This is a genomic window from Sphingomonas naasensis (assembly GCF_004792695.1).
Lineage (GTDB): Bacteria > Pseudomonadota > Alphaproteobacteria > Sphingomonadales > Sphingomonadaceae > Sphingomonas > Sphingomonas naasensis.
Genome location: NZ_SRXU01000001.1, coordinates 580,148 through 603,055, shown reverse-complemented (window position 1 = coordinate 603,055; position 22,908 = coordinate 580,148). Strand labels below are relative to the sequence as shown.

Genomic DNA, 22,908 nt, shown 5'->3' with positions numbered 1-22,908 from the left:
ATGATCGGCACCTCCAAACCGCTCGCCTCCCTCTCCTCCAGCCTCCTCGCCCGCAAGGGTCAGGCGCGTCCGGCGATGCGTCCGCAGGGCTTCCTGCAGATGAACACCGGTGCGCAGGAAGATCTCGGCTGGAACGACATGGGCGAAGATTTCCGCCCGGCGCCGACGCCCTATGTCGCGCCGGTCGAGCAGGTCTATGACGCGCCCAAGCCCGAGGTGCTGCGCCAGATCGAGGCGCTCGACGAGCAGCTCGCGGCGCCCGCGCCCGCGGTCTTCGACACGCCCGAGTTCGCGCCTGAGCCCGAGACCGCGGCCGAGGCCGAGCCCGAGCAGGAAGAAATCCAGGTCGTCGTGGCCCGCCCGATGAAGCGCGAGCCGGTGCTGAAGCATGCGCCCGCGGTTTCGCAGGGCACGCTCGCCAAGGTCGCCCGCGAGGTCTCGTCGAAGAAGGCCAAGGCCGCCTTCACGCTGCGCCTCGACCATGACCGCCATCTGCGGCTGCGCCTCGCCTCGGCGGTGACCGGCCGCTCGGCGCAGCAGCTCGTTACCGAAGCGCTCGATCAGTATCTCGAATCGCTCGAGGGCATCGACGCGCTGGCCAGCCAGATCGATCCCGCGACGCTCCGGGCCTGAAGGATATGACGATGAACAGCCGCAAGATGATCAAGTTCGGTCTCTCCGCGCTCGCGCTCGGCGGCATCGCCGTTACCGGGATCGCGACGCAGGGCTTCACCAGCGCCGCGTTCGCCACGTCGGGCGCCAATGCCAAGAAGGCGGCCGCCGAGGCGAAGGAAGCGCGCAAGGCCGTCGCCAAGCGCAACGCCGTCGCCGCCGTGGAGCATGCCGAAGCGGCAGTGGCCAACGATCCGACCAGCGCCGATTATCGCGCGCTGCTCGGCCAGGCCTATCTGCTCGCCGGCCGTTTCACCTCGGCGTCGCAGGCGCTCGGCGACGCGCTGACGCTTGCGCCGCAGGACGGGCGCATCGCGCTGAACCTGACCCTCGCCAAGATCGCGCAGGGCGATTGGGCGGGTGCGCGCACGACGCTGCAGGCGCATGCCGACACCATTCCCGCGAGCGATCGCGGTCTCGCTTTCGCGCTCGCCGGCGATCCGGTGACGGCGATCGATATTCTGGGCCCCGCCGCGCGCGAGGCCACCGCGACTGCCAAGACGCGCCAGAATCTCGCGCTGAGCATGGCGCTCGCCGGCCGCTGGAAGGAAGCCACCCAGATCGCCGCGATGGACGTGTCGCCCGATCAGCTCCAGAACCGTCTCACCGAATGGGCTTCGTTCGCCCGTCCCACCAACGCCTATGATCAGGTCGCGTCGCTGCTCGGCGTGCACGCGGTCGAGGACGCCGGCCAGCCGGTCGCGCTCGCGCTCGCGCAGCAGCCCAATGTGGCGCTGGCTGCGGCCGCGCCGGTCGCCGATCCGGTCGACGCCTATATGCCCGGCGCGACGCAGGCCACCACGCAGGTAGCCGCGGAGCCGGCGGTCGAGGTGGCCGCTGCACCGCAGGTAGAAACCCCGGCCGAGCCCAAGGCCGAGCCGCAGCAGGTTGCCGGCACCGGTCCGCAGGTCGTGTTCGGCCCGCGCGCCGAGGTCGTTCAGCAGGTGCGCGTCGCGCAGCCCGCGCCGGTCCGCGCAGCGCCTGCCAGGGCTGCGGTCCGCACCGCTGCGGTCGCGGCTCCCGTCGCAGCCAAGGCCAAGCCCGGCAATTATTACGTCCAGCTCGGCGCCTATGAAAATGCCGCGGTCGCGCGTGATGCCTGGGCGCGTCACAGCCGCCGCGTCGCCGCGCTGCGCAACGAGACGCCGCAGGGTGTCCAGTTCTCAACCGGTGCCGGCAATTTTTATCGCCTGTCGGTGGGCGGCTTCGACCGCAGCGGCGCTGCGGCGCTCTGCCAGCAGGTCCGCGCCAGCGGCAGCCCATGCTTCGTGCGGGTGCAGGCCGGCGACAGCGTCGCCGCCTGGGTCAAGGGTGGTGGCCGCGCGCAGGTTGCTGCCCGCTAGCCGCATACAAGTTCGTCACGTGAAAGGCCGGGGCTCGCGCTCCGGCCTTTTTCGTTGGCGAGCGGAGACGTCAGCCGACATCCATCGGATCGCGGGGTCTTGCAAACAGCGGCCTGAGCAACGCGCCGAAATAGCCGCCCACGGCGATCAGGAACAACAGAACGCCCGCCATCAGCGGCGCGTCCATCGTCGCGTCGAAGTCGGGATCGTCGATCACCAATAGCATGAGCTCGCTGCCGGTCCGCGCGAGCGCGATCATGCTCGGAAGCAGCAGCAGATGGAGAGCCCACGACGAACGGATGCTCTTGGCCAACCGCCAGAACGCCACGGCAAGCGCAATCGGGCCGTAAGTGAAGATCGCCCAGCCCGCGAGACCGACCGGCAGCATGCCCTCCGGGACCTGCGCCCGATAGTGGTCATATGCCAGGTCTCCGGGGCCTCGGACACAGAGCAGCGAGACGACAATCACGGACGCCAGCGCCAGCTTTTCGAATCGGTTCATCGGCCAGATCGCTTCCGACAATTTCCCGCCGGAAGATAGCCCGCGCGCGCTTGCCGACAAGCCGTGCCTGCGGGGCTAATCGATCGCGGTCCCGCCCTTGTAGAGGGCGAGCACCTTGCCCTGCACCGGCAGCCGGTCGAACGGCGTGTTGCCGGCACGTGCGACCATCGTCTCGGCGGTGATCTGCCACGGCGCGTCGGGATCGAGCACGACCAGATCGGCGGGCTTGCCGGGGGCGAGCGTGCCGGTGTCGAGGCCGAGGATCTTCGCCGGATTGGCGGCGAGCAGCGCGAACAGGCGCTCGATCGGGATCAGCCCGTCGCGGACCAGCCCCAGCGCGAGCGCGAGCAGGGTCTCGGCGCCCGACATGCCGGGCTCGGCATCGGCGAAGGGCAGGCGCTTGGCCTCGGGGCCGCGCGGATCATGGCCCGATGCGATCACGTCGATCGTGCCGTCCTTGATCGCCGTCAGCGCCGCCTGGCGATCGCTTTCGTCGCGTAAGGGAGGCGAGAGGCGCGCATAGGTGCGGAAGTCGCTGATCGCGATGTCCGAGAGCAGCAGATGCGCCGGGGTGATGCCGCAGGTGACGCGCACGCCGCGGCGCTTGGCGGCACGGATCAGATCGAAGGCGGCGGCGGTGGTGACCTGGCGGAAATGGAGGCGCGCGCCGGTCTCCTCGGCGAGCGTCAGATCGCGCGCGACCGCCAGCGCCTCGGCGATCGCCGGCGCGGCGGCGAGGCCGTGGCGAGTCGCGGTCTCGCCCTCGGTGGCGACCGCGCCGCCGGCGAGTCCGCCGTCTTCGGCATGCGCGACGACGACGAGCCCGCAATCACGGGCATAGGCGAGCACCTTGCGCATCGTCGCCGAGGCGCCGATCCAGCCGCGCCCGGTGGCGACGGCACGCGCGCCGGCCGAGGCGTTGATCGCCATCTCGCCGAGATCCTGTCCTTCGAGGCCGCGGGTGGCGGCGGCGAGGGGGTGGACCCAGAGTGCGGGCTTGCCCGACAGCGCGGCGCGTCGGACGATGCCGGGATCGTCGAGCACCGGCGACTGATCGGGCATCAGCCCGACGCGGGCGATGCCGCCGGCGCGGCAGGCCGCCTTGTCGACTGCGAACACGCCGAGATCGATCAGCGCGGGCGCGAGCGTCTTGGCGGCGAGATCGATCGCCTGCGCGTCCGATGGCGCCTCGAAGCTTCCGGTGGCGGCGATGGTCTCGCCGTCGATCAGCAGGTCGCCGGTGGTGACCCCGCCCGTTGGGCAGACGAGCCGGGCGTTTGTGAAAAGCGTCTTCACTTGCCGTCACCCCCGCGAAAGCGGGGGCCCATCTCGGGGAGAAGCCCGGAGCGATCACCGCGGTGGAACGTGTTGCGCATACAGGAGATGGGTCCCCGCCTTCGCGGGGATGACGGGTTGAAAGATCGCGCGTGCATCATGCCCAGCCCTCCACGCCGCGCTCGGCGCGCGTGAGCACGTCGAGGCACGCCATGCGCACCGCGACGCCCATCTCGACCTGCTCGGTGATCGCGCTGCGCGTCGGATGGTCGGCCACGCTCGACTCGATCTCGACGCCGCGGTTCATCGGGCCGGGATGCATCACCAGCGCATCGGGTTTCGCCCGGGCCAGCCGTTCGGGGGTGAGGCCGTAGCGCATATGGAACTCGCGGGTGGAGGGGATGTAGCCGCCGGCCATGCGCTCGTTCTGGACGCGGAGCATCATCACCACGTCGGCGCCTTCGAGCGCGGCGTCGAAATCGGTATAGGGCTGGACGTACATCCGCTCGATCGCGGCGGGCATCAGCGTCGAGGGCGCGACGACGCGGACCTCGGCGGCGAGCGCGGTCAGCGCGAGCATGTTCGAGCGCGCGACCCGGCTGTGGAGGATATCGCCGCAGATCACCACGCGCTGGCCGGCGATGTTGCCGCGGCGGCGGCGGATGGTCAGCGCGTCGAGCAACGCCTGGGTGGGATGCTCGTGCCAGCCGTCGCCGGCGTTGAGCACCGGGCAATCGACCTTCTCGGCGATCAGCTCGACCGCGCCCGAGCTCATGTGGCGGATGACGATCACGTCGGCGCGCATCGCATTGAGCGTCACCGCGGTGTCGATCAGCGTCTCGCCCTTCTTCACCGAGCTCTGCGCGGCATGCATGTTGACCACATCGGCGCCGAGCCGCTTGCCGGCGATCTCGAACGAGAGGAGCGTGCGCGTCGAGTTCTCGAAGAACGCGTTGATCTGGGTAAGGCCCTCGAGCCGCTTGTCGCTCTTGGCGCGGGTGCGGTTCGCCTCGATCCATTGCTCGGACTCGTCGAGCAGGAAGACGATCTCGTGCGGCTGGAGGCCCGCAATGCCGGTGAGATGCCGGTGCGGAAAGGCGGCGCGGCCGGGAAGCTGGGCCGCGGGGCTGTGATCGGAAGCTTGCATTAAAGCTGCGGCCTAGACCGCGATGCGCGGAGTGGCAAGCGGCGGCGGCGCCCGCTCAATGGGGTTTTTCGCCGCCTTATTCCTTCTTCGCTTCGGGTTTCGCTTCCTCGACCTTCTCGCCCTTCGCCGAGCGGACGAGCTTCCACCACGCCGCGAACAGCGCGGCGAGCGCGATCAGCACGCCGGTGACGAGCTTGATCCAGTCGGGCGCCTCGGTCAGCCCGTCGCGAACCCGATCGTACCACGCGACCTTGACGTTGACCGCGCGCGTCTCGACCGTGCTGCGCAGCACGACGCGCGTGCCGTTGGCCATCACCCCCTCGACCGCGGTCTTCACCGCGAGGACATAGTTGCTGCCGCGCAGGGGGGTGACTTCCCACTCCCAGCTCGTCGTGCTGCCGGGCGACAGAACCTGCGAAGCCTCGCTGCGCGGCTCGATCTTGAAGCCTTGGCCGATCAGTTCGGCGCGCATGTCGCGCCCGACCAGCGGGCTGTACTGCTCGGTCTCGCCGGGGAGCCCCTTGACCACGTCGGCGGGCGCGGCCCCCTTGAAGCCCGGATGCGGGGGCCTCGGCGTCGGCATCGCGGCGGTCGTCGGTGTCTCGACCGGCGCGCTGGCGTTTTCGGCGGCGCTGGCGTTTTCAGGCGTGACCGCAGTATCCGCGAAGTTCCCGGCCGCGCCACCGGCCGCATCCTCCGCGACCGGTGGCGGTTCGAGCGAGATGGCGAGCACGATCATCGTCGATTTGCCGCGCGTCATCGGCGGGACGTTGAACGCCGCGGTGCCGCGTGCCGCCTGCGAGGCGGTGTCGGTGAGGTCGTCGCAGTCCTGGCGCGTGGTGCGGCGATTGATCTCGCGGCAGAAGATCATCTCGCCGGCGACCGCGGCATTGGTCACCGGCATGCTGTCGATGCTGGCATTCTCGGTCGGACCGCCTCCCGTGCAGCCCGCCAGCGACACCAGCAACCCGATCGTCAGAACCCCTCGATACATCGGCCAAAATCCCCGCAGATGCAGCCGGATATCCTACCGGATTTGGCGAGCGGACGAAATGGACCGAATGATCCGTGCCTGGCTCAGACGTTGACCAGCGCGTCGATCGCTGCCTGCAGGATGTGCGCGGCGGCCATATTGTCGATCATCTCGGCGCGGCGGGCGCGGCTGAAGTCCTGTTCTATCAACGTGCGCTCGACCGCAACCGTCGACCAGCGCTCGTCCCACAGCAATATCGGGAAGCCCATATCGTCGCAGTTGCGCGCGAAGGCGCGAGTCGATTGGGTGCGCGGACTGTCGGTGCCGTCGAGGTTGAGCGGCAGGCCGATCACGAGGCCCTTCACCTGCTGCTTCGCGATCAGCTCGGCCAGCGCGGCCTTGTCCCTGGTGAACTTGCTGCGCCGGATCAGCGAGGCGGGGCTGGCGAAGCTCCAGCCCGCGTCGCACAGCGCGGTGCCGATCGTCTTGGTGCCGACATCGAGCCCGATCAGCCGCCCGCCGGCGGGAAGCGCGGCGCGGAAATCGGCGGGGGCGGTGGTGATCACGGCCTGTACGCCGCGAGCCGGCGCTCGGCATCCTTGCGGACATTGGCCCAGAACAGGCTGTAGTCGAACACATGATAGTTGTTGCCGGGCAGGACGTACTGGCCGAACTCGGGGGGCTCGCGGCCGATCGTCAGGAAGCCGCGCCCTTCGCAGCGCGCCGGAACCCGCCCGGTCACCAGCTGCGCCGACTGGAAGCTCATATCGGGGATCAGCGTGCCGAGATTGGCGCTGGCCGGCGCCGAATCATCGGGTTTGCCGGTGATCGGATTGGTGCAGACCATCGGCGTGCCTGCGCGGGGCTTGCCGGTGAAGCCGGTGGTGGCGTCGAACGTGTCGACGATCAGCGCGGGATCGGCGGGCTCGGAGAAGCTCTGCCACGACAGGATGCAGCCGGTCGCGTCGGGGGCGGCGCAGGCGGGCAGGCCCATCGCCGGCAGATCCGCGCTCACCGAGACCGGCCAGCCGACGACATAGGCCGCTACGACGCGCTTCGCGAGCGGCGTTCCGGCGACACGATCGACGAGCAGGCGCGAGAGGTGGAGCGCGCCCTGGCTGTGCCCGGCGAGGATGATCGGGCGGTCGCCGGCCTCGGTCACGAACTGGTCGAAGGCGGCGAGGACGTCGCGATAGGCGAAGTCGAGCGCCTGTTGCGCGCTGGCCTTGCTGGTCAGGAAGGCGCCGAACGTCGCCTGGCGATAGCGCGGCGCCCAGATCGCGCCGGTCGAATTGAACGCGCTCGCCTGACCGCGCAGGAACAAGGCCGCGCGGTTGTTGGCGTCGGCATTGTCGAGCGGGGCGTTCCACGTCTTGGTGTCGAGGAACGAGGTCGGGTGGACGAAGAAGACCGCGGCTTGCGGATCGGCGGCAGGCTTGTAGCCGGCGGGGGTCCACAGCGCCGGATTGCCGGGCTTGTCCGGTCGCGCGATCCACATATCGGCGCGGGCATAGGCGCCGGTTGCGGGGGGCGGCAGCGCGGTGGCCTCGCCCGACGGCACCATGAACTGGCGCATCAGCTGGACGCCGTAGAAGCGGTAGGCAAAAGCGGCGGCGAAGGCGAGCACGATCAGGACGACGACGGCATAGAGGAATTTCCGGACCAAACGCACTCTCCATTGTGCGATGCAGCATAAACCGATGAGGCGGCAATCGCGTTCCCGTGGCGCACGCTTGCGAAGGATGCAACCGCGTTGACGCGGCCGCGGCTTCCATGGATGTTCCGCAAACGAAACGGGGAGTGGCGATGCTCAGGAAAAGCTCAGCATTCGATCATGCCGCGCCGCGCCGGCGCGCCTAGGCCCGCCCTTCTACAAATCGGAGATTCGGCAATGCAGGCGGACGAAGCCAGGGCGGAAGCGCAGCCGGGCGCGGATACGGAATGGACGGCGCGGCCGCTGATCCTCGGCGCGATCGGGCTCGCGGCCGGGCTGTTCGTGCATTTCATCCTCGGCAGCTTTCACACCCGGCTCTCGACGCTGGAAGCCGCATCGCTGACCGCGGTGGTGCTCGCGGCGGGCTTGACCGGTTTCACGCTCGAGCGGCGGCGGTGGCGGGCATCGATCCTGTTCTCGTTGGCGTTGGCGCTGGTCGGCGCGCTCGTCGTGGCGTGGAACGGCACGCCCGAGGACTGGAGCGTCGGCGAGGGCTGGCGGATGGTGAGCCTGTTGCTCGCGCTGGCGATCGCCGCGCCGCTGTTCCAGGCCGCGCGCGACGAGGGCGCGCGGCGCTTCCCCTATCCGGTGGTGCACGATCATGCCTGGACCAACGTCGTGCTGTTCGGCGCCTGCTGCGTCTTCGTCGTCATCGTCTTTGCGCTGGCGTGGCTGCTGGCGATGCTGTTCGACCTGATCAAGATCGCGTTCCTCAAGGATCTGCTGCAGGAAGACTGGTTCTGGCGCGGCCTGATCGGGCTCGCCTTCGGATCGGCGCTCGGGCTGCTGCGCGAGCATGACGCGGTGGTGCGGCTGCTCCAGCGCGTGGTCGCGCTGGTGCTGGCGGTATTGGCGCCGGTGCTCGCGATCGGGCTGGTGCTGTTCGTGCTCGCGCTGCCCTTCACCGGGCTCGACGCGCTGTGGGAGGCGACCAAGTCGACCACGCCGATCCTGCTGTTCTGCGTGGTCGGCGCGCTGGTGCTCGCCAATGCGGTGATCGGTAACGCGCCCGCGCAGGAGCGGGGCTCGCCGCCGCTGCGCGTTGGCGCGATCGGGCTGGCGGCGGTGATGCTGCCGCTGGCGGTACTCGCCGCGATCGCGACCGGGCTGCGCGTCGGCCAATATGGCTTCACGCCCGAGCGGCTCTGGGCGATCGTGTTCGTCGGCATCGCCTGCCTGTGGGGGGCGGGCTATCTGGTGGCGCTGGCGCGGGGCCGGCGCGACTGGATGGCGCGGGTGCGGCCGATGAACCTCATGCTCGCCTTCATCGTCTGCGGAGTCGCGTTGGTGCTGGCGACTCCGCTGGTCGGCTTCAATGCGATCTCGACCCGCGATCAGGTCGCCCGGCTCGAATCGGGCAAGGTGACGCCCGAGCAGTTCGACTGGCGTGCGCTGGCGTTCGATTTCGGTGCCCCCGGCCGCGCCGCGCTCGCCAGGCTGCAGCGATCGGCCAATGCGACGATCAAGGCGCGCGCCAACGACGTGGCGAAGGCAAATGGCCGCTGGGATATCGAGGATAGCAGCCGCGAGACCCGGCAACGCGACGAAGTGGGGAAGAACACCCGGGTGCTGCCGCAAGGCGGCGCGCTTCCGCAGGGGCTCTCCGAAGCGATCGCGCAAGGCTATGATTGCATCGGGGTCCAGAAATGCAGCGTGCTGCTGCTCGGCGAGACCGAGGCACTGCTGTTCAAGGACAATTGCTTCGAGGCGCCGAAGCCGCCGCCGGCACCTGCTGGCAAGCCCGCGCCGCCGCCGCCGATCAGCTATGGCTGCCGGCCGGGCCAGCGCTTTCGGCTGAACGACGGCAAATGGCTGGTGGCGTCGCGCGCGGTCACCGCGCCGGAGTTCGCGGCGATGGCGCGCGGCTATGCCGAGGGCAAGGTCGAGATCCGCACGGTGCCGCGGCGTCAGGCCTATGTCGGCGGGGTGCCGGTCGGCGATCCGTTCGAATAACGCAGCCACCGCTTGAAGGGCAGGGGCGCGGCTGATAGTCGCGCCTCCATGTCCGTAGACACTGCAACCGTGAAGAAGGTGGCCAGCCTCGCCCGGATCGCGATCAGCGATGCCGATGCCGAGCGCCTCGCGCCAGAGCTCAACAACATCCTCGGCTGGATCGAGCAATTGGGCGAGGTCGACACCGCGAATGTCGATCCGATGACCGCGGTCATCCCCAACACGCTGCGCCTGCGCGCCGACGTGATCACCGAAGGGCAGCAGCGCGACGCCGTGCTGCAGAACGCGCCGCAGGGCGAGCACGGCTTCTTCACCGTGCCGAAGGTGGTCGAATGACCGACGTCACCGATCTCGGCATCGCGCAGCTGCGCGACGGCATTCGCGCAGGGACCTTCTCGGCGCGCGAAGTCGCCGATGCGTTCATCGTCAAGGTGAGCAAGGCCAAGGCGCTCAATGCGTTCATCGTCGAGACGCCCGATCATGCCATCGCCGCGGCCAAGGACGCCGATGCCGCGCGCGCTGCGGGCGAGACGCTCAAGCCGCTCGCCGGCGTGCCGATCGGCATGAAGGATCTGTTCGCCACCAAGGGCGTGCAGACCACCGCTGCGAGCCATATGCTCGAAGGCTTCAAGCCGGTCTATGAATCGACTGTGTCGCAGCGCCTGTGGGACGCCGGCGCGGGGATGCTCGGCAAGCTCAATCTCGACCAGTTCGCGATGGGCTCGTCGAACGAGACCAGCTATTTCGGCAACGTGATCTCGCCGTGGCGGCGCGGCGGCGGCGACAATGCCCCGTTGGCGCCGGGCGGTTCGTCGGGCGGCAGCTCGGCGGCGATCGCGGCGCGGCTCGTGCCCGGTGCGACCGGCACCGACACCGGCGGCTCGATCCGCCAGCCCGCGGCGTTCGTCGGTATCAGCGGCATCAAGCCGACCTATGGCCGCTGCTCGCGCTGGGGCGTGGTCGCCTTCGCCTCGTCGCTCGATCAGGCCGGGCCGATGGCGCGCTCGGTGCAGGATTGCGCGATCCTGCTCGAGAACATGGCGGGCTTCGACCCCAAGGATTCGACCTCGCTCGAGCTGGCGGTGCCGAAATGGGAAGCCGGGCTCTCGTCGAGCCTGCGCGGCAAGAAGATCGGCATCCCGAAGGAATATCGCGTCGACGGCATGCCGGCCGAGATCGAGGCGCTCTGGCAGCAGGGCATCGACTGGGTGAAGGACGCCGGGGCCGAGGTCGTCGAGGTGTCGCTGCCGCACACCAAATATGCGCTGCCGGCCTATTACATCATCGCGCCGGCCGAAGCTTCGTCCAATCTCGCGCGCTATGACGGCGTGCGTTACGGGCTGCGTGAGCTGGCCGACGGGCAGAACCTGCAGGAGATGTACGCAAGCACTCGCGCCGCCGGCTTCGGCGACGAGGTCAAGCGTCGTATCCTGATCGGGACCTATGTGCTCTCGGCGGGCTTCTACGATGCCTATTACACCCAGGCGCAGAAGGTCCGCACGCTGATCGCACGCGACTTCGACAATGCGTGGATGGAGTGCGATCTGCTGCTCACCCCGACCGCGCCGAGCGCCGCGTTCGCGCTGGGCGAGAAATCGGCCGATCCGCTGGCGATGTACCTCAACGACGTCTTCACCGTGCCGAGCAGCCTCGCGGGTCTGCCGGCGATGTCGGTGCCGGGCGGGCTCGACAAGGCTGGGCTGCCGCTGGGTCTCCAGATCATCGGCAAGCCGCTCGACGAGCAGGGCGTGCTCAACGCCGGGCTGGCGATCGAGGAGCGCGCCGGGTTCACCGCGCGGCCGGAGAGCTGGTGGTAGGTGGAAGACCTGGCCGTCATCGCAGCGGGAGCATTGATCTTTCCGCTCGTGTTGGCGGTCGCTGATCTGGCCGGCGCCTGCATGGGGCTGGGCTGGGGATATTATTCCAAGCGGCGCAAGGCGAAGCGCGCCAAGGAAATAGGCAATGACTGAAGCAGCATATCGCATCCAGGGCGACACCGGCGAATGGGAGGTCGTGATCGGCCTCGAGGTCCACGCACAGGTGACCTCCAACGCCAAGCTCTTCTCGGGCGCGGCGACCGCGTTCGGCGCCGAGCCCAACAGTCAGGTGTCGCTGATCGACGCGGCGATGCCCGGCATGCTGCCGACGCCGAACCGGGAATGCATCCGTCAGGCGGTGCGCACCGGCATGGCGATCGGCGCGGTGATCAATAAATATTCGCGGTTCGACCGGAAGAATTACTTCTACGCCGATTTGCCGCAGGGCTATCAGATCAGCCAGCTCTTCCACCCGATCGTCGGCGAGGGCCAGATCGAGATCAGCCTCGACGAGAAGGACCCCGAGGCGTTCACCAAGACGATCGGAATCGAGCGCATCCATGTCGAGCAGGACGCCGGCAAGCTGATGCACGACCAGCATCCGACGCGCAGCTACGTCGATCTCAACCGCGCCGGCGTGGCTCTGATGGAGATCGTCTCGAAGCCCGATATGCGCTCGCCGCAGGAAGCCGGCGCCTATCTGAGCAAGCTCCGCGCGATCCTGCGCTATGTCGGCTCGTGCGACGGCAACATGGACCAGGGCTCGATGCGCGCCGACGTCAACGTCTCGGTGCGCAAGCCCGGCGCCGAGTTCGGCACCCGCACCGAGACCAAGAACGTCAATTCGGTCCGCTTCGTCATGCAGACCGTCGAGGTCGAGGCGCGCCGTCAGGTCGAGGTGCTGGAGGCCGGCGGCAAGATCGTCCAGGAAACCCGCCTGTTCGATCCCGATCGCGGCGAGACGCGCTCGATGCGCTCGAAGGAAGACGCGCACGATTATCGCTACTTCCCCGATCCCGACCTGCTGCCGCTCGAACTCGACGATTCGTTCCTCGAGGAATGCCGCGCCAGCCTGCCCGAACTGCCCGACGCCAAGCGCCGCCGCTACGAGCAGGCGCTGGGGCTGACCGCGTACAACGCCGCGGTGCTCACCGCCGATGCCGATACCGCGCGCTGGTTCGAGGCGCTGCTCGCCGAGAGCGCACGCGTGCAGGGCAAGGGCGAGCAGGAAGTCGCGCGGGCCGCGGCCAACTGGCTGCTCTCGGACCTCTATGGCGCGCTCAACAAGCTCGGCAAGGATCTCGGCGAGAGCCCGGTGAGCCCCGTGCAGGGCGCCGAATTGCTGGCGCTGGTCGCCGACGGGACGATCTCCGGCCCGCTCGCCAAGCAGGTGTTCGAGATCATGCTCGAGACCGGCGACAGCGCACCGAAGATCGTCGAGGATCGCGGGCTCAAGCAGACCAGCGACACCGGTGCGATCGAGGCGGTGATCGCCGAGGTGCTGGCGAAGAACCCCGGCCAGCTCGAACAGTATCGCGGCGGCAAGGAGGCTTTGTTCGGCTTCTTCGTCGGCCAGACGATGAAGGCGATGGCGGGCAAGGCCAATCCTGCGGTGGTCAACGAGCTGCTGAAGAAGGCGCTGGCGGGGTAGGATTTTTCGCGCCGATTCCGCGGCCGGATTGTAGGATTTTTCCGGCCTAGAGTCGCAAGAGTCGCGTAAAAGCTTTCCGACAATTGCGCGGGGTTGGAAGAAGATTTCCCACCGGCTGTAGGACATTTCACGCTGTCAAAGAGCCGTTGGAGGCTGGCACGGCGATTCCTACTTTGGAAGCGTGCGGTCGCCTTTGGCGGGCCCCGATGCCGTATAGGCGGTGCCCGCCGAATAGATGCCGTCGAACCCTTCGCGCGCCGTGGAATCGCGCCGAACGCCGCGTGGCGCCACCGGCTCGCGCACCGGCATCGCATAAGGTTTGCACCCCTCGCGTTTGCCCTCCGGCGACTGGCAACCCCAATAAGAGCCGCCTGGGCGAACAAAGGCGAAAGTCAGCACCTTCTCGCCGGGCAGCAATGCCCCCAACGCGTCGAAAGGCGGCCCGTACGAGGTCCAGCGTGTCTTCCCCGCGTGCCCCACGCCGGTCAGCGCGATCGCGAGGCTGTTCGGGCGCCTCTCGACGGCGACGCGCAACAACCGGGCCATGCCCGCCTCGCGTTCGGCCGAAGTGCCGGAAATCGATACCGGATCGAAGGCGAGGAGCGTGACGTCGCGGCCGGCGCGCGCCAGCCGGCGCGCCGAATCGAGCAGGCCGAGAATCGCTTCCGTCGTGCGGCCGCCGGCCTCGGACCAGGCCGGCGCGGCGAGCAAAGCAGCGCGCGCGTCGGTGCCGCCGTCGCTGGCCAGCCATGCGTCGAGCGAGGGCTGGTTCACCTGATCCATTTCGATGCCGAGGATGACGGGCCTGCGCGTGGCGAGGCCGCTGCACAGGGCGTCGGCGACCACTCCGGGCATTTCGACCGTGCCGTGATATTCGCCGAACAGGAGATAGGCCACATCCGCCGTGATCAACGGATCGAGGCCTGGGAGGGGCGTGCAGACGGGGTCGGCGGCCCGAGCCGCGGCGGGCGCGGCGAGCGCGATACAGGTCAGAGCGAGGACGTGACGAAGCAAGGAACCCTCCAGAGCAGGCGAAGACGCCCCCTGGCGGAGGACAATCGCCGACACCGCTGATTGTCGTCCAATCCGCCCCTCCTTGCTGCGAACCTGACGCGAACTGGCGCGTGGACAGGCAATAGGGTTAGGATCGACGCGACCGAGGAGATGCCGATGATCCGCACGATGCTGACGCTGTTGCTGGTACTGTTCGCGTTGCCCGCCATGGCGCAGACCGCGCCCGCGCCGGCGCCCAACCCCCGCGTCGCGATCGACACCAGCGCCGGGCGCTTCGTCGTCGAAGTCTATCTCGACAAGGCGCCGATCAGCGCGAAGAACTTCCTGCGCTATGTCGATGCGAAGCGGCTCGATGGCATCAGCTTCTATCGCACGGTGAAGGTCGCCGACCGGTTCGGCTTCGTCCAGTTCGGCGTGCAGAATGCGCCGGCGAAGATGTTCCCCGCGATCAGGCACGAGCCGACCAGCGTCACCGGCATCAAGCATCTCGACGGCACGCTGTCGCTGCCGCGACTCGCGCCGGGCAGCGCGCGCGGCGAGTTCACGATCATGGTCGGCGACCAGCCTTCGTTCGACGCCGATCCGTCGAAGCCCGGCGACAATCTCGGCTACGCCGCCTTCGCGCGCGTGGTCGAGGGGATGGACGTGGTGGTGAAGATCATGGATGCGCCGACCTCTCCGTCCAAAACGCTGCAGGGCAGCTTCAAGGGCGAAGTTCCCGAAGCCGCGGTGAAGGTGATCAGCGCGCGCCGGCTGCCCGGCTAACGCGGGCGTTTGTCGAGATAGAGATAGGCGGGATCGAACTCGGCGAGCCTGCGCAGGGTGGGAAGGTCGAGGATCGTCACGCGGCCGCTGCGGAACTCGACGAGCCCGCGCTCGCGCAATTCCTTGAGCACGCGGTTCACATGCACCGAGGTGAGGCCGAGGCATTCGGCGAGCACGGTCTGGGTGATCGGCAGCGCATAGCCGCGCTCGGTCGCGAGGCCGGCGATCCCGAGGCGCAGCTGCAGTTCGCAGAACAGATGCGCAGTGCGCTTGAGCGCGCTGCGCCGGCCGAGCGAGACCACCCATTCGCGGTGGATCGCCGCGTCGAGATTGGTCATGAACCACAGCACCCGGGCGAGGTGCGGGTGGTTCTCGGTGATCGCCTGCAGCTTCTCGTGCGGCACCTGCACGATGACGCTGGGCGTAACCGTCATGATGCTGTGATCGAGGAATTTGAGCGTGAAGCTGTGCAGATCGGCGAAATCGCCGGGTACGTGGAGTTCGGTGATCTGGCGCTCGCCGTTGCTCAGATCCTTGTAGCGAGCGATTAGCCCCTCGATCAGCAGCGTCGAGGAATGGAGCAGCTTTCCCGCCGGGATGAACGTGACATCGGCGGGGTGGCGGACGATCTCGCCGACCGCCGCGCGCAACGCCTCCTCTTCGTCCGCGCTGATCTCGTCGCGCGCGCGAAGCTTCATCAGAAGCCTGTCGATCATGATCGGGTGCTCCGTTCGGACCGGCATACCCGATTATTGCTGCGTGCGATCCTGATTCTTCACTTCGCCCGCGGTGCCGCCGACGCCGTCGGGGATACCCGTCGGCTCGAGCGGCGACTCCGTTCCGCCGCCGCCCGCGGCATCGGCCTCGTCCGCGCGCGACTGCACGGCCTGTTCGAGATCGGAACGCGGATCGTCCGCCTCGCCGGTGATCGGTCCGCGCAGTTCGGCGTCGTTGCTCGTCTCGCCCATGACTCTTCTCCTCGTCTGGTGAACGCCAGCTCAGGCGATCGGTTGCCCCGGCGCGACATTGGGGTCGCCGCCGGGCTGCGGCGCGGGGACGTCGACATCGGGGGCGGGCGGGTGATATTCGGGCGGCGGCGTGGCGGGCTGCGCGGGCTGGGGCGCGCCCGGGGTTTCGGCGGGCGCCGGCTCGGGGGTCGCGGGAATCGGCGGTTCGACGGGCATTCGGGGTCTCCTTGTCCCCCGTTGAACGCTGCGCGCACCGCGCGGTTGCTTCGCCGCTTGCTCCGGATGCCATGACTGCTATAGAGCCCGCCGACCGGCGGTGCCCCTGCGGGCGTGGCGGAACTGGTAGACGCGCCAGATTTAGGTTCTGGTATCGAAAGGTGTGGGGGTTCGAGTCCCTTCGCCCGCACCAGCACCGCCGCTCTCTGATCAGCGTCCCGGCGCCGCGATCCCAATTCTAGTGTGGAAGCCTGAAAGAATGCAGACTGTCGAGACGTTGAACGAGGGCCTGAAGCGCGCCTACACGCTGACCATCACCGCCAAGGACATCGACAAGAAGGTCGATGCCGAAGTGAAGCGGGTCGCCCCGCAGGTCCGCATGCCGGGCTTCCGCCCCGGTAAGGTTCCCGCCAATCTTGTGCGCAAGATGCACGGCGAGGCGATCGCGCAGGACGCGCTCAACAACTCGATCCAGGAAGGCATCCAGAAGCTCCTCGTCGATCACAAGCTGCGCCCTGCGATGCAGCCGTCGGTGAGCCTCGAGGGCGAATACGCCCCCGGCAAGGACGCCGAGATCAAGGTCGAGCTCGAAGTGCTCCCCGACGTGCCGACGCCGTCGATCGAGGGCCTCAAGCTCGAGCGCCTGACCGTTCCGGCCGATGACGCCGAGGTGCAGAAGCAGCTCGAGCAGCTCGCCAGCAACCAGAAGAGCTGGGAAGACGCCCCCGCCAAGCACAAGGCGGCGACCGGCGACCAGGTCACGATGGACTTTGTCGGCAAGACCGCTGACGGCGTCGCCTTCGACGGCGGCACCGGCGAGGGCATGGCCGTCGAAATCGGCTCGGGCCGCCTGATCCCGGGCTTCGAGGACCAGATCATCGGCGTGAAGGCCGGCGACGAGAAGCAGATCTCGGTTACCTTCCCCGACGATTACGGCGCCAAGAACCTCGCCGGTCAGCCCGCCACCTTCGATCTCAAGATCACCGCGGTGAAGACCGCCGGCGAGGCGAAGATCGACGACGAGTTCGCCAAGCAGCTCGGCCTGCAGGATCTCGAGCAGCTCCAGGGGCTGCTCAAGGGCCAGATCGAGCAGCAGCTGGGCGGCCTCACCCGCACCTATATGAAGCGCAAGCTGCTCGACCAGCTCGCCGCGGGCCATGATTTCCCGGTGCCGCCGTCGATGGTCGACGCCGAGTTCCAGCAGATCTGGCACCAGCTCGTCCACGAGACTGAGCATGAGGAAGATCCCGCCGCGGCGCTCGCCGAGCTCGAATCCGAGCGCGACGACTATTTCAAGATCGCCGAGCGCCGCGTGCGCCTCGGTCTGCTCCTCTCCGAGATCGGCACCGCCAACGGCGTCGAAGTCTCGCAGCAGGAGATGAGCCGGCTGATCGCGCAGGCCGCGCAGCAATACGGCCCCGAGGATCGCCAGCGCTTCATCCAGTATGTCCAGCAGGAGCCGATGGCGGCTGCCCAGCTGCGTGCGCCGCTGTTCGAGGACAAGGTCGTCGACTTCCTGTTCGACAAGGCCGAGATCAGCGACCGCGAAGTGACTCGCGAGGAGCTGGAAGCCGCGATCGAGAGCGACGAGGGCTTCGACACCGGCACCTACACGCACGATCACGACAACCATAAGCCCAAGGCGAAGAAGGCGGCCGCGAAGAAGCCGGCCGCCGACGAGGCCGAAGCCAAGCCCGCCAAGAAGGCCAAGGCCGAGCCCAAGGCGGAGGAAGCCGTCGAGGCGCCCGCCAAGAAGGCCGCCAAGCCCAGGAAGGTCGAAGCCGCCGACGTCGAGCCTGCGGCCCCCGGCGACGATCTCGTCGAGGCCGAGCCGGTGAAGAAGGCGGCGACCAAGAAGGCGCCGGCCGCCAAGGCCGAGAAGGCGGAAGAGGCTCCGGCCAAGCCGGCCAAGAAGGCGCCGGCGAAGAAGAAGGCCGACTGATCCGGTCAGCACCGTCACCCCGGCCTCGTGCCGGGGTCCACGGTGCATCAAGGGTCGGACAGAAGGCTCGGGCATTTCCGCCAGCCTCCCGGTGGACCCCGGCCCGAGGCCGGGGTGACGGAAGTAAAGTGAGGTCCGTTCTCCATCATGGGGAGCGGGCCTTTGCTTTGTCCGGTGACGGTTTGGCCGTCGGCTTACAAAATTATCGAAACGCTATCGTTTCGGCCCTAAAGCAGCGTAATGACCGAACCGCGCATTGCCGTCCTTCTCCCCTGCTACAACGAAGAAGCCGCGATCGCGCAGACGATCGCGGGTTTTCGCGCGGTGTTTCCCGACGCCGCCATCTATGTCTACGACAACAACAGCCGCGACCGCACGATCGACGTCGCGCGCGAGGCCGGCGCGATCGTCCGCAGCGAGCGGATGCAGGGCAAGGGCAATGTCGTCCGGCGGATGTTCGCCGATATCGATGCCGATATCTATGTGATGGCCGATGGCGACGCGACCTATGACGCCAGCGCCGCGCCCGCGATGGTCGAGCGGCTGACCCGCGACGGGCTCGACATGGTGGTCGGCACCCGCGTCCACGAGGCGGCCGAGGCCTATCGCCGCGGCCATGTTCTCGGCAATCGCGCGATGACCGGGCTGCTCGCGCATCTGTTCGGGCGCAGCTTCACCGATATCTTCTCGGGCTATCGCGCCTTCTCGCGCCGCTTCGTGAAGAGCTTTCCGGTGCTCTCCTCGGGGTTCGAGATCGAGACCGAGATCAGCGTCCACGCGCTCGAGCTCAAGATGCCGGTCGGCGAGGCCGAGACGCGCTATTTCGCGCGGCCCGAGGGCTCGGCGTCGAAGCTCAACACCTATCGTGACGGCTTCCGCATCGCGAAGACGATCGCGGTGCTCTACCGGATCGAGCGGCCGATGCTATTCTTCGGCTTCATCGCCACCGTCTTCGCGCTGATGGCGCTGATCCTCGCCTTCCCGCTGGCGATCACCTATCTCCACACGCACAGCGTGCCGCGCTTCCCGACCGCGATCCTCGCGACGGGGCTGATGATCCTCGCCTTTCTCAACCTGTTCACCGGGCTGATCCTCGACACCGTGGTGCGCGGTCGGCGCGAGATGCGACGGCTGGCCTATCTGGCGCAGCCGGGACCGTTCAGGGACTGACCGGGGCCGGCGCCGGCGCAGCGCCGGCGTGCAGCCGCCGTCGCGCGCGCACCACGGCGTCCGCCGCGAAAAAGGCGAGCAGCGGCCAGACGATGTAGCTGTAGCGCGGCACCGGCTGGACGATCGCATAGGGCAGCGCCGCCAGCGCGACATAGATCCCGACCAGCCAATAGCCGCGGCGTCCGCGCGCGATCCCGAGCCCCAGTCCGGCGAGGCCGAGGAGGCTGACCAGCCCGATGATCAGCGCGCGCAGATGGCGCGCCTCGCCCCAGCCGCTGAAATAGAATTGCCAGGGGCGGGGCACGAAGAATTGGGTGAGGTGCGCCACGCTCAGCCGCGCGAAGGCGATCGGATGCGCCGCGATCCAGGCCCTCGTCTCGGCGCCGAGCGCAGCGGAATAGGCGCTCTCGCCGCCCGCGGCGCGCAGCGCGGCGCGCGCGGCGGGGCTGTGATAGGGATGGATCTGGAGCAGGCGCCCGGCGAAGACGTCGTCGGGATCGGCGGCGTCGAGCGCGGCGGGATGGTTGCCGATCGCCAGCTCGAGCCCGAAATTGCTGCGTAGCGGGATCGGATCGCCCATCACCGCGGCGTTGCGCAGCATCCATGGCGCGATCAGCAGCGCCAGCGCCGCGGCACAGGCGCCGCCGAGCACCGTCGCGCGCTTCCAGCCGAGCCGCACCAGCGCGACCAGCCCCCAACAGGCATAGAGTGCGAGCCCCGCCGCGGGGCTGACGAAGAAGGTGAGGGCGGCGAGCGCCGCGGCGCCGAGCACCAGCGAGGGGGGCGCGGCGCGGGTGGCGTCGACACGCACGATCAGCAGCAGGTTGAGCGCCGCGAGCGCCATCGCGGCGGCGCCTTCCCAATAGCGGAAGTCGATCGTCTCCTGCGGCATGAACACCGGCAGGAGGCAGAGGAGGACGAGCCCGCTGCGGACCGCGGCCGCGTCCATGCCGAGCGCGATCGCCAGCCGGCGGAGCAGCAGATAGGCGGTGAAGGTCTGCAGCAGCGACCAGGCGAGCAGCGCGAAATTGGCGGCGATGCTCCCCGGGCCGAACAGCCACAGCATGGCTCCCGCCATCCCGGGATTGAGCGGCAGCAGGTGCGCGGTGGGGCCATAGCCCTGATAATAGGCGTCGGCGATGCCGCCGGTGCGCGCGAAGGCCAGCGCGACGCGGGTGGCCTCGCCGGCGCCGTAGAAGCCGGTCACGCCGTCGCCGCGCAGCGCGAGCAGCGCGAGGCGCAGCAACAGCCCGGCGCCGAGCACGAGCAGCAGGAAACGGCGTTCGGAGGTCACGCTTGGCATGGGCACGCCCCGGCCATAGCCGCGAGGGCGTGGAAAAGTCGCTAACGGCCGACCCGCGCGGCGCGCGCTTCGTCGACGGATGGGCGGGGTTCGCCTCGCGATGGTTTGCCCTCGCCGGATCGCGCGCATGCTGCGCCCTCTGATTTGAGGAATCGACGATGCGCGCACCAATCGGACCGGCGATGATCGCGATGCTGCTCGTCGGCGTCGTCGCGGCGCCTGCTTATCCCCGGCAGGCGACGGCGCCGGCCGCCGCGCAGGCGCAGGATCTGCCGATCCCCGATCCGCTGCCCGACGGACCGGCGCTGCCGGGCGACGACAAGCTCAGCTGCGCGCAGGTCCTCGCCGAATCGCGGGGAAGGCTCGCGCAGCTCGATGTGATCGAGGCCCAGCGCGACGCGATCGTCTACAAAAAGGGCGCCAAGACCCGGGCGCTGGAGGCCGCGGGAACGGTGGGCGGCATGCTGCCCGGACCGTTCGGATCGGTGGCCTCGATGGCCTCGGCGACCGCGCAGATCAAAACGACGCGCGACGACGCGAAGACCAATTACGGCGCGATCGATCGCAAGGCGGATTGGGTCATGGACCGCATGGATTTGATGAACGCAACCTACCAGCGCGATTGCATGGCCGGCCAGTGAGGCCTCAGGCGCTGGTGACCAGCCCGAGCGCCATCAGGCTCTCGGCGCTGGCGACGATCGCCTCCTCGTTCGATCGCGGCTGCCAGCCGAGCACGCTGCGCGCCTTCGCGTTGCTCGCGCGCGCCTGAATGCCGAGCCGCGGCACGGCCTCGCGGGCAAGCGGGTTGAACAGCGCGAGCAGGCGGATCAGCCAATCGGGCAGCTCGCGCTTCGGCGCCCTCGCGCCGGCCGGGCCGAGCCGCGCGCGCAGCACGCTGGCCATCTGATGAAACGACATCGCATCGCCGGCGACGGCGAGGAAGCGCTCGCCCGCGGCGGCCGGATCGGTCATCGCGCGCAACTGGAGGTCGGCGACGTCGCGCACATCGACCACGCCGAGCCAGAGCCGCGGCGTGCCGGGCATCTTGCCCTCGAGCATCGTCTGGACGAGGAAGATCGAGGTCGAGAGATCGCCGTTGAGCGCGGGCCCGAAGATGCCGACGGGATTGACCACCGCCAGCTCCATGCCCTTGCCCTCGTGTTCGACGAACTCCCACGCCGCGCGCTCGGCGAGCGTCTTGGACTTCATATAGGGCTGCACCGCGGGGCCGTCGGGATCGGTCCAGTCCGCCTCGGTATAGGGCGTGTCGCGCTGTCCCTGGCCATAGCCGATCGCGGCGAACGAGGAAGTGACGACGACTCGCTTCACTCCGGCGTCGCGCGCCGCGCGCAGCACGCGCAGCGTGCCCTCGCGTGCGGGGCGAATCAGCTCGTTCTCGTCGCTGGGCTGGGCGGGCGGGAAGGGCGACGCGACGTGCTGGACATAGTCGCAGCCTTCGACCGCGGCGGCCCAGCCCTCGTCCTTTTCGAGATCGGCGGCGAAGAAGCGCAGCCGCTCGCCGGCATCCGCGCCGGCACGGGCCAGCGTCGCGCGCATCTCGGCTTCGCGCGCGAGGCTGCGCACGGTGGTGCGCACCTGATGCCCCGCCGCCAGCAGCTGGAGGATCACATGGCTTCCGACGAAGCCCGAGCCGCCCGTAACGAGGACCGTATATGTCGCCATCGTAACGATATGGGTGCGGGATCGTGCAGGTTCAATGCGGGGCGTTCACTGCGTTCCCCCCTTGCGCCGCGCTGCCCGAGCGCCGATGTTGGGGCTCTGGGCAACCATCCAAGAGAAAATCCCGCATGCATCCGCTTTCCGGTCAGATGACCATTGATCCCGTCACTGGCGGCCTCGTTCCCATCGTCATCGAACAGTCGAGCCGCGGCGAGCGCAGCTTCGACATCTATTCGCGTCTGCTCCGTGAGCGGATCGTGTTCGTCACCGGCGGCGTCGAGGACCATATGGCCTCGCTGATCACCGCGCAGCTGCTCTTCCTCGAGTCCGAGAACCCGAAGAAGGACATCTGGATGTACATCAATTCGCCGGGCGGCGTGGTCACCGCCGGCATGGCGATCCACGACACCATGCAATATATCCGTCCGCGCGTCGGTACGGTGTGCATCGGTCAGGCGGCGTCGATGGGCAGCTTTCTGCTCGCCTCGGGCGAGCCCGGCCTGCGAGTCGCGCTCACCAATGCCCGCATCATGGTGCACCAGCCCTCGGGCGGCGCGCAGGGCATGGCCTCGGATATCGAGATCCAGGCTAAGGAGATTCTCCGTATTCGCCAGCGGATGAATGACCTGTATGCCAAATATACGGGACAGCCGCTCGAGAAGATCGAGCGGGCGATGGATCGCGATACCTTCCTCGAGGCTCAGGAAGCCAAGGCGTTCGGCATCGTCGACGAAGTTTACGAAAAGCGGCCGCAGCCGACCGACGACGCAGCAGCTGCTTAAGATTATTGGATTATAGCCGTC

General features: G+C 68.5%; 24 protein-coding genes and 1 tRNA gene. 13 read left to right on the top strand and 12 right to left on the bottom strand.

The genetic code is table 11. The features are described from left to right. Positions 1-633, top strand: coding sequence for a hypothetical protein (locus E5A74_RS02875; RefSeq protein ID WP_208411679.1), 633 nt, complete (start codon positions 1-3; stop codon positions 631-633). Between the two features lie 11 nt (positions 634-644). Next, positions 645-2,015, top strand: a complete 1,371-nt coding sequence (locus E5A74_RS02870; protein WP_135982633.1) for an SPOR domain-containing protein — start codon at positions 645-647, stop codon at positions 2,013-2,015. Between the two features lie 70 nt (positions 2,016-2,085). Here E5A74_RS02870 and E5A74_RS02865 read toward each other — a convergent pair whose 3' ends face one another. From E5A74_RS02865 to E5A74_RS02840, 6 genes are all read right to left on the bottom strand, one after another. Next, entirely contained in the window at positions 2,086-2,538 is a 453-nt protein-coding gene (locus E5A74_RS02865; protein WP_135982631.1) for a hypothetical protein, read from the bottom strand. Between the two features lie 54 nt (positions 2,539-2,592). Further along, a complete protein-coding gene (locus E5A74_RS02860; RefSeq protein ID WP_135982629.1) occupies positions 2,593-3,813 on the bottom strand; it encodes a dihydroorotase in 1,221 nt (406 codons plus the stop codon). A gap of 136 nt (positions 3,814-3,949) precedes the next feature. Further along, on the bottom strand, positions 3,950-4,939 hold the full coding sequence (locus E5A74_RS02855) for an aspartate carbamoyltransferase catalytic subunit (RefSeq protein WP_135982627.1): 990 nt from the start codon (positions 4,937-4,939) through the stop codon (positions 3,950-3,952). Between the two features lie 76 nt (positions 4,940-5,015). Then, positions 5,016-5,933: a hypothetical protein gene (locus tag E5A74_RS02850; protein ID WP_135982625.1), complete on the bottom strand. Its 918-nt coding sequence runs from the start codon at positions 5,931-5,933 to the stop codon at positions 5,016-5,018. Between the two features lie 83 nt (positions 5,934-6,016). Then, positions 6,017-6,478, bottom strand: coding sequence for a Holliday junction resolvase RuvX (gene ruvX, locus E5A74_RS02845; RefSeq protein WP_135982623.1), 462 nt, complete (start codon positions 6,476-6,478; stop codon positions 6,017-6,019). Then, positions 6,475-7,578, bottom strand: coding sequence for a DUF3089 domain-containing protein (locus E5A74_RS02840; RefSeq protein ID WP_135982621.1), 1,104 nt, complete (start codon positions 7,576-7,578; stop codon positions 6,475-6,477). The genes ruvX and E5A74_RS02840 overlap by 4 nt, the downstream gene beginning before the upstream one ends. A 225-nt stretch (positions 7,579-7,803) precedes the next feature. Here E5A74_RS02840 and E5A74_RS02835 point away from each other — a divergent pair, with 225 nt between their 5' ends. Genes E5A74_RS02835 through gatB form a run of 5 tightly spaced genes read left to right on the top strand, consistent with a single transcriptional unit; the run spans position 7,804 to position 13,047 of the window. Further along, a complete protein-coding gene (locus tag E5A74_RS02835) occupies positions 7,804-9,579 on the top strand; it encodes a DUF4153 domain-containing protein (protein ID WP_240699609.1) in 1,776 nt (591 codons plus the stop codon). Between the two features lie 48 nt (positions 9,580-9,627). Continuing rightward, positions 9,628-9,915, top strand: a complete 288-nt coding sequence (gatC, locus tag E5A74_RS02830; protein WP_135982617.1) for an Asp-tRNA(Asn)/Glu-tRNA(Gln) amidotransferase subunit GatC — start codon at positions 9,628-9,630, stop codon at positions 9,913-9,915. Further along, positions 9,912-11,396 carry an Asp-tRNA(Asn)/Glu-tRNA(Gln) amidotransferase subunit GatA gene (gene gatA, locus E5A74_RS02825; protein WP_135982615.1) on the top strand — a complete coding sequence of 495 codons (1,485 nt, stop codon included), beginning with the start codon at positions 9,912-9,914 and terminating at the stop codon, positions 11,394-11,396. The genes gatC and gatA overlap by 4 nt, the downstream gene beginning before the upstream one ends. Next, complete coding sequence (locus E5A74_RS20770; protein WP_166745579.1) at positions 11,397-11,549, top strand: hypothetical protein; 153 nt, start codon at positions 11,397-11,399, stop codon at positions 11,547-11,549. Then, positions 11,542-13,047, top strand: a complete 1,506-nt coding sequence (gene gatB / locus E5A74_RS02820) for an Asp-tRNA(Asn)/Glu-tRNA(Gln) amidotransferase subunit GatB (protein WP_135982613.1) — start codon at positions 11,542-11,544, stop codon at positions 13,045-13,047. The genes E5A74_RS20770 and gatB overlap by 8 nt, the downstream gene beginning before the upstream one ends. Positions 13,048-13,215: 168 nt before the next feature. Here the strand turns inward: gatB and E5A74_RS02815 are convergent, their stop codons facing one another. After that, positions 13,216-13,944 (bottom strand): hypothetical protein, encoded by a 729-nt coding sequence (locus E5A74_RS02815; RefSeq protein WP_135982611.1) that lies wholly within the window; start codon positions 13,942-13,944, stop codon positions 13,216-13,218. A gap of 273 nt (positions 13,945-14,217) precedes the next feature. On the opposite strand from E5A74_RS02815, the gene E5A74_RS02810 reads away from it, so the two are divergent. Then, positions 14,218-14,826, top strand: a complete 609-nt coding sequence (locus tag E5A74_RS02810) for a peptidylprolyl isomerase (protein ID WP_135982609.1) — start codon at positions 14,218-14,220, stop codon at positions 14,824-14,826. Here the strand turns inward: E5A74_RS02810 and E5A74_RS02805 are convergent. The 3 genes from E5A74_RS02805 to E5A74_RS02795 are packed head-to-tail and all read right to left on the bottom strand — an operon-like array spanning position 14,823 to position 16,010. After that, positions 14,823-15,542 (bottom strand): Crp/Fnr family transcriptional regulator, encoded by a 720-nt coding sequence (locus tag E5A74_RS02805; protein ID WP_135982607.1) that lies wholly within the window; start codon positions 15,540-15,542, stop codon positions 14,823-14,825. The genes E5A74_RS02810 and E5A74_RS02805 overlap by 4 nt on opposite strands. 33 nt (positions 15,543-15,575) lie before the next feature. Beyond that, on the bottom strand, positions 15,576-15,794 hold the full coding sequence (locus E5A74_RS02800; protein WP_135982605.1) for a hypothetical protein: 219 nt from the start codon (positions 15,792-15,794) through the stop codon (positions 15,576-15,578). A 30-nt stretch (positions 15,795-15,824) separates the two neighbouring features. Continuing rightward, positions 15,825-16,010, bottom strand: a complete 186-nt coding sequence (locus E5A74_RS02795) for a hypothetical protein (RefSeq protein ID WP_135982603.1) — start codon at positions 16,008-16,010, stop codon at positions 15,825-15,827. A 108-nt stretch (positions 16,011-16,118) separates the two neighbouring features. Between E5A74_RS02795 and E5A74_RS02790 the strand changes: the two genes are divergently transcribed. The 3 genes from E5A74_RS02790 (at position 16,119) to E5A74_RS02780 (ending at position 19,122) form a co-directional block, all read left to right on the top strand. Further along, positions 16,119-16,203: transfer RNA gene (locus E5A74_RS02790), tRNA-Leu, on the top strand. 66 nt (positions 16,204-16,269) lie between these two features. Continuing rightward, positions 16,270-17,952, top strand: coding sequence for a trigger factor (tig, locus tag E5A74_RS02785; protein ID WP_135982601.1), 1,683 nt, complete (start codon positions 16,270-16,272; stop codon positions 17,950-17,952). Positions 17,953-18,192: 240 nt separating this feature from the next. Beyond that, positions 18,193-19,122: a glycosyltransferase gene (locus E5A74_RS02780; RefSeq protein WP_135982599.1), complete on the top strand. Its 930-nt coding sequence runs from the start codon at positions 18,193-18,195 to the stop codon at positions 19,120-19,122. Here E5A74_RS02780 and E5A74_RS02775 read toward each other — a convergent pair. After that, positions 19,112-20,431: a hypothetical protein gene (locus tag E5A74_RS02775; RefSeq protein ID WP_135982597.1), complete on the bottom strand. Its 1,320-nt coding sequence runs from the start codon at positions 20,429-20,431 to the stop codon at positions 19,112-19,114. The genes E5A74_RS02780 and E5A74_RS02775 overlap by 11 nt on opposite strands. A 152-nt stretch (positions 20,432-20,583) precedes the next feature. On the opposite strand from E5A74_RS02775, the gene E5A74_RS02770 reads away from it, so the two are divergent. Then, a complete protein-coding gene (locus tag E5A74_RS02770) occupies positions 20,584-21,066 on the top strand; it encodes a hypothetical protein (RefSeq protein ID WP_135982595.1) in 483 nt (160 codons plus the stop codon). Between the two features lie 4 nt (positions 21,067-21,070). On the opposite strand, the gene E5A74_RS02765 is transcribed toward E5A74_RS02770, so the two are convergent. After that, the gene (locus tag E5A74_RS02765; protein WP_135982592.1) at positions 21,071-22,108 is read right to left on the bottom strand and encodes an SDR family oxidoreductase; all 1,038 of its coding nucleotides are present in this window, start codon (positions 22,106-22,108) and stop codon (positions 21,071-21,073) included. Positions 22,109-22,254: 146 nt separating this feature from the next. Between E5A74_RS02765 and E5A74_RS02760 the strand changes: the two genes are divergently transcribed. Then, a complete protein-coding gene (locus E5A74_RS02760; protein ID WP_240699608.1) occupies positions 22,255-22,887 on the top strand; it encodes an ATP-dependent Clp protease proteolytic subunit in 633 nt (210 codons plus the stop codon). Positions 22,888-22,908: the final 21 nt, after the last annotated feature.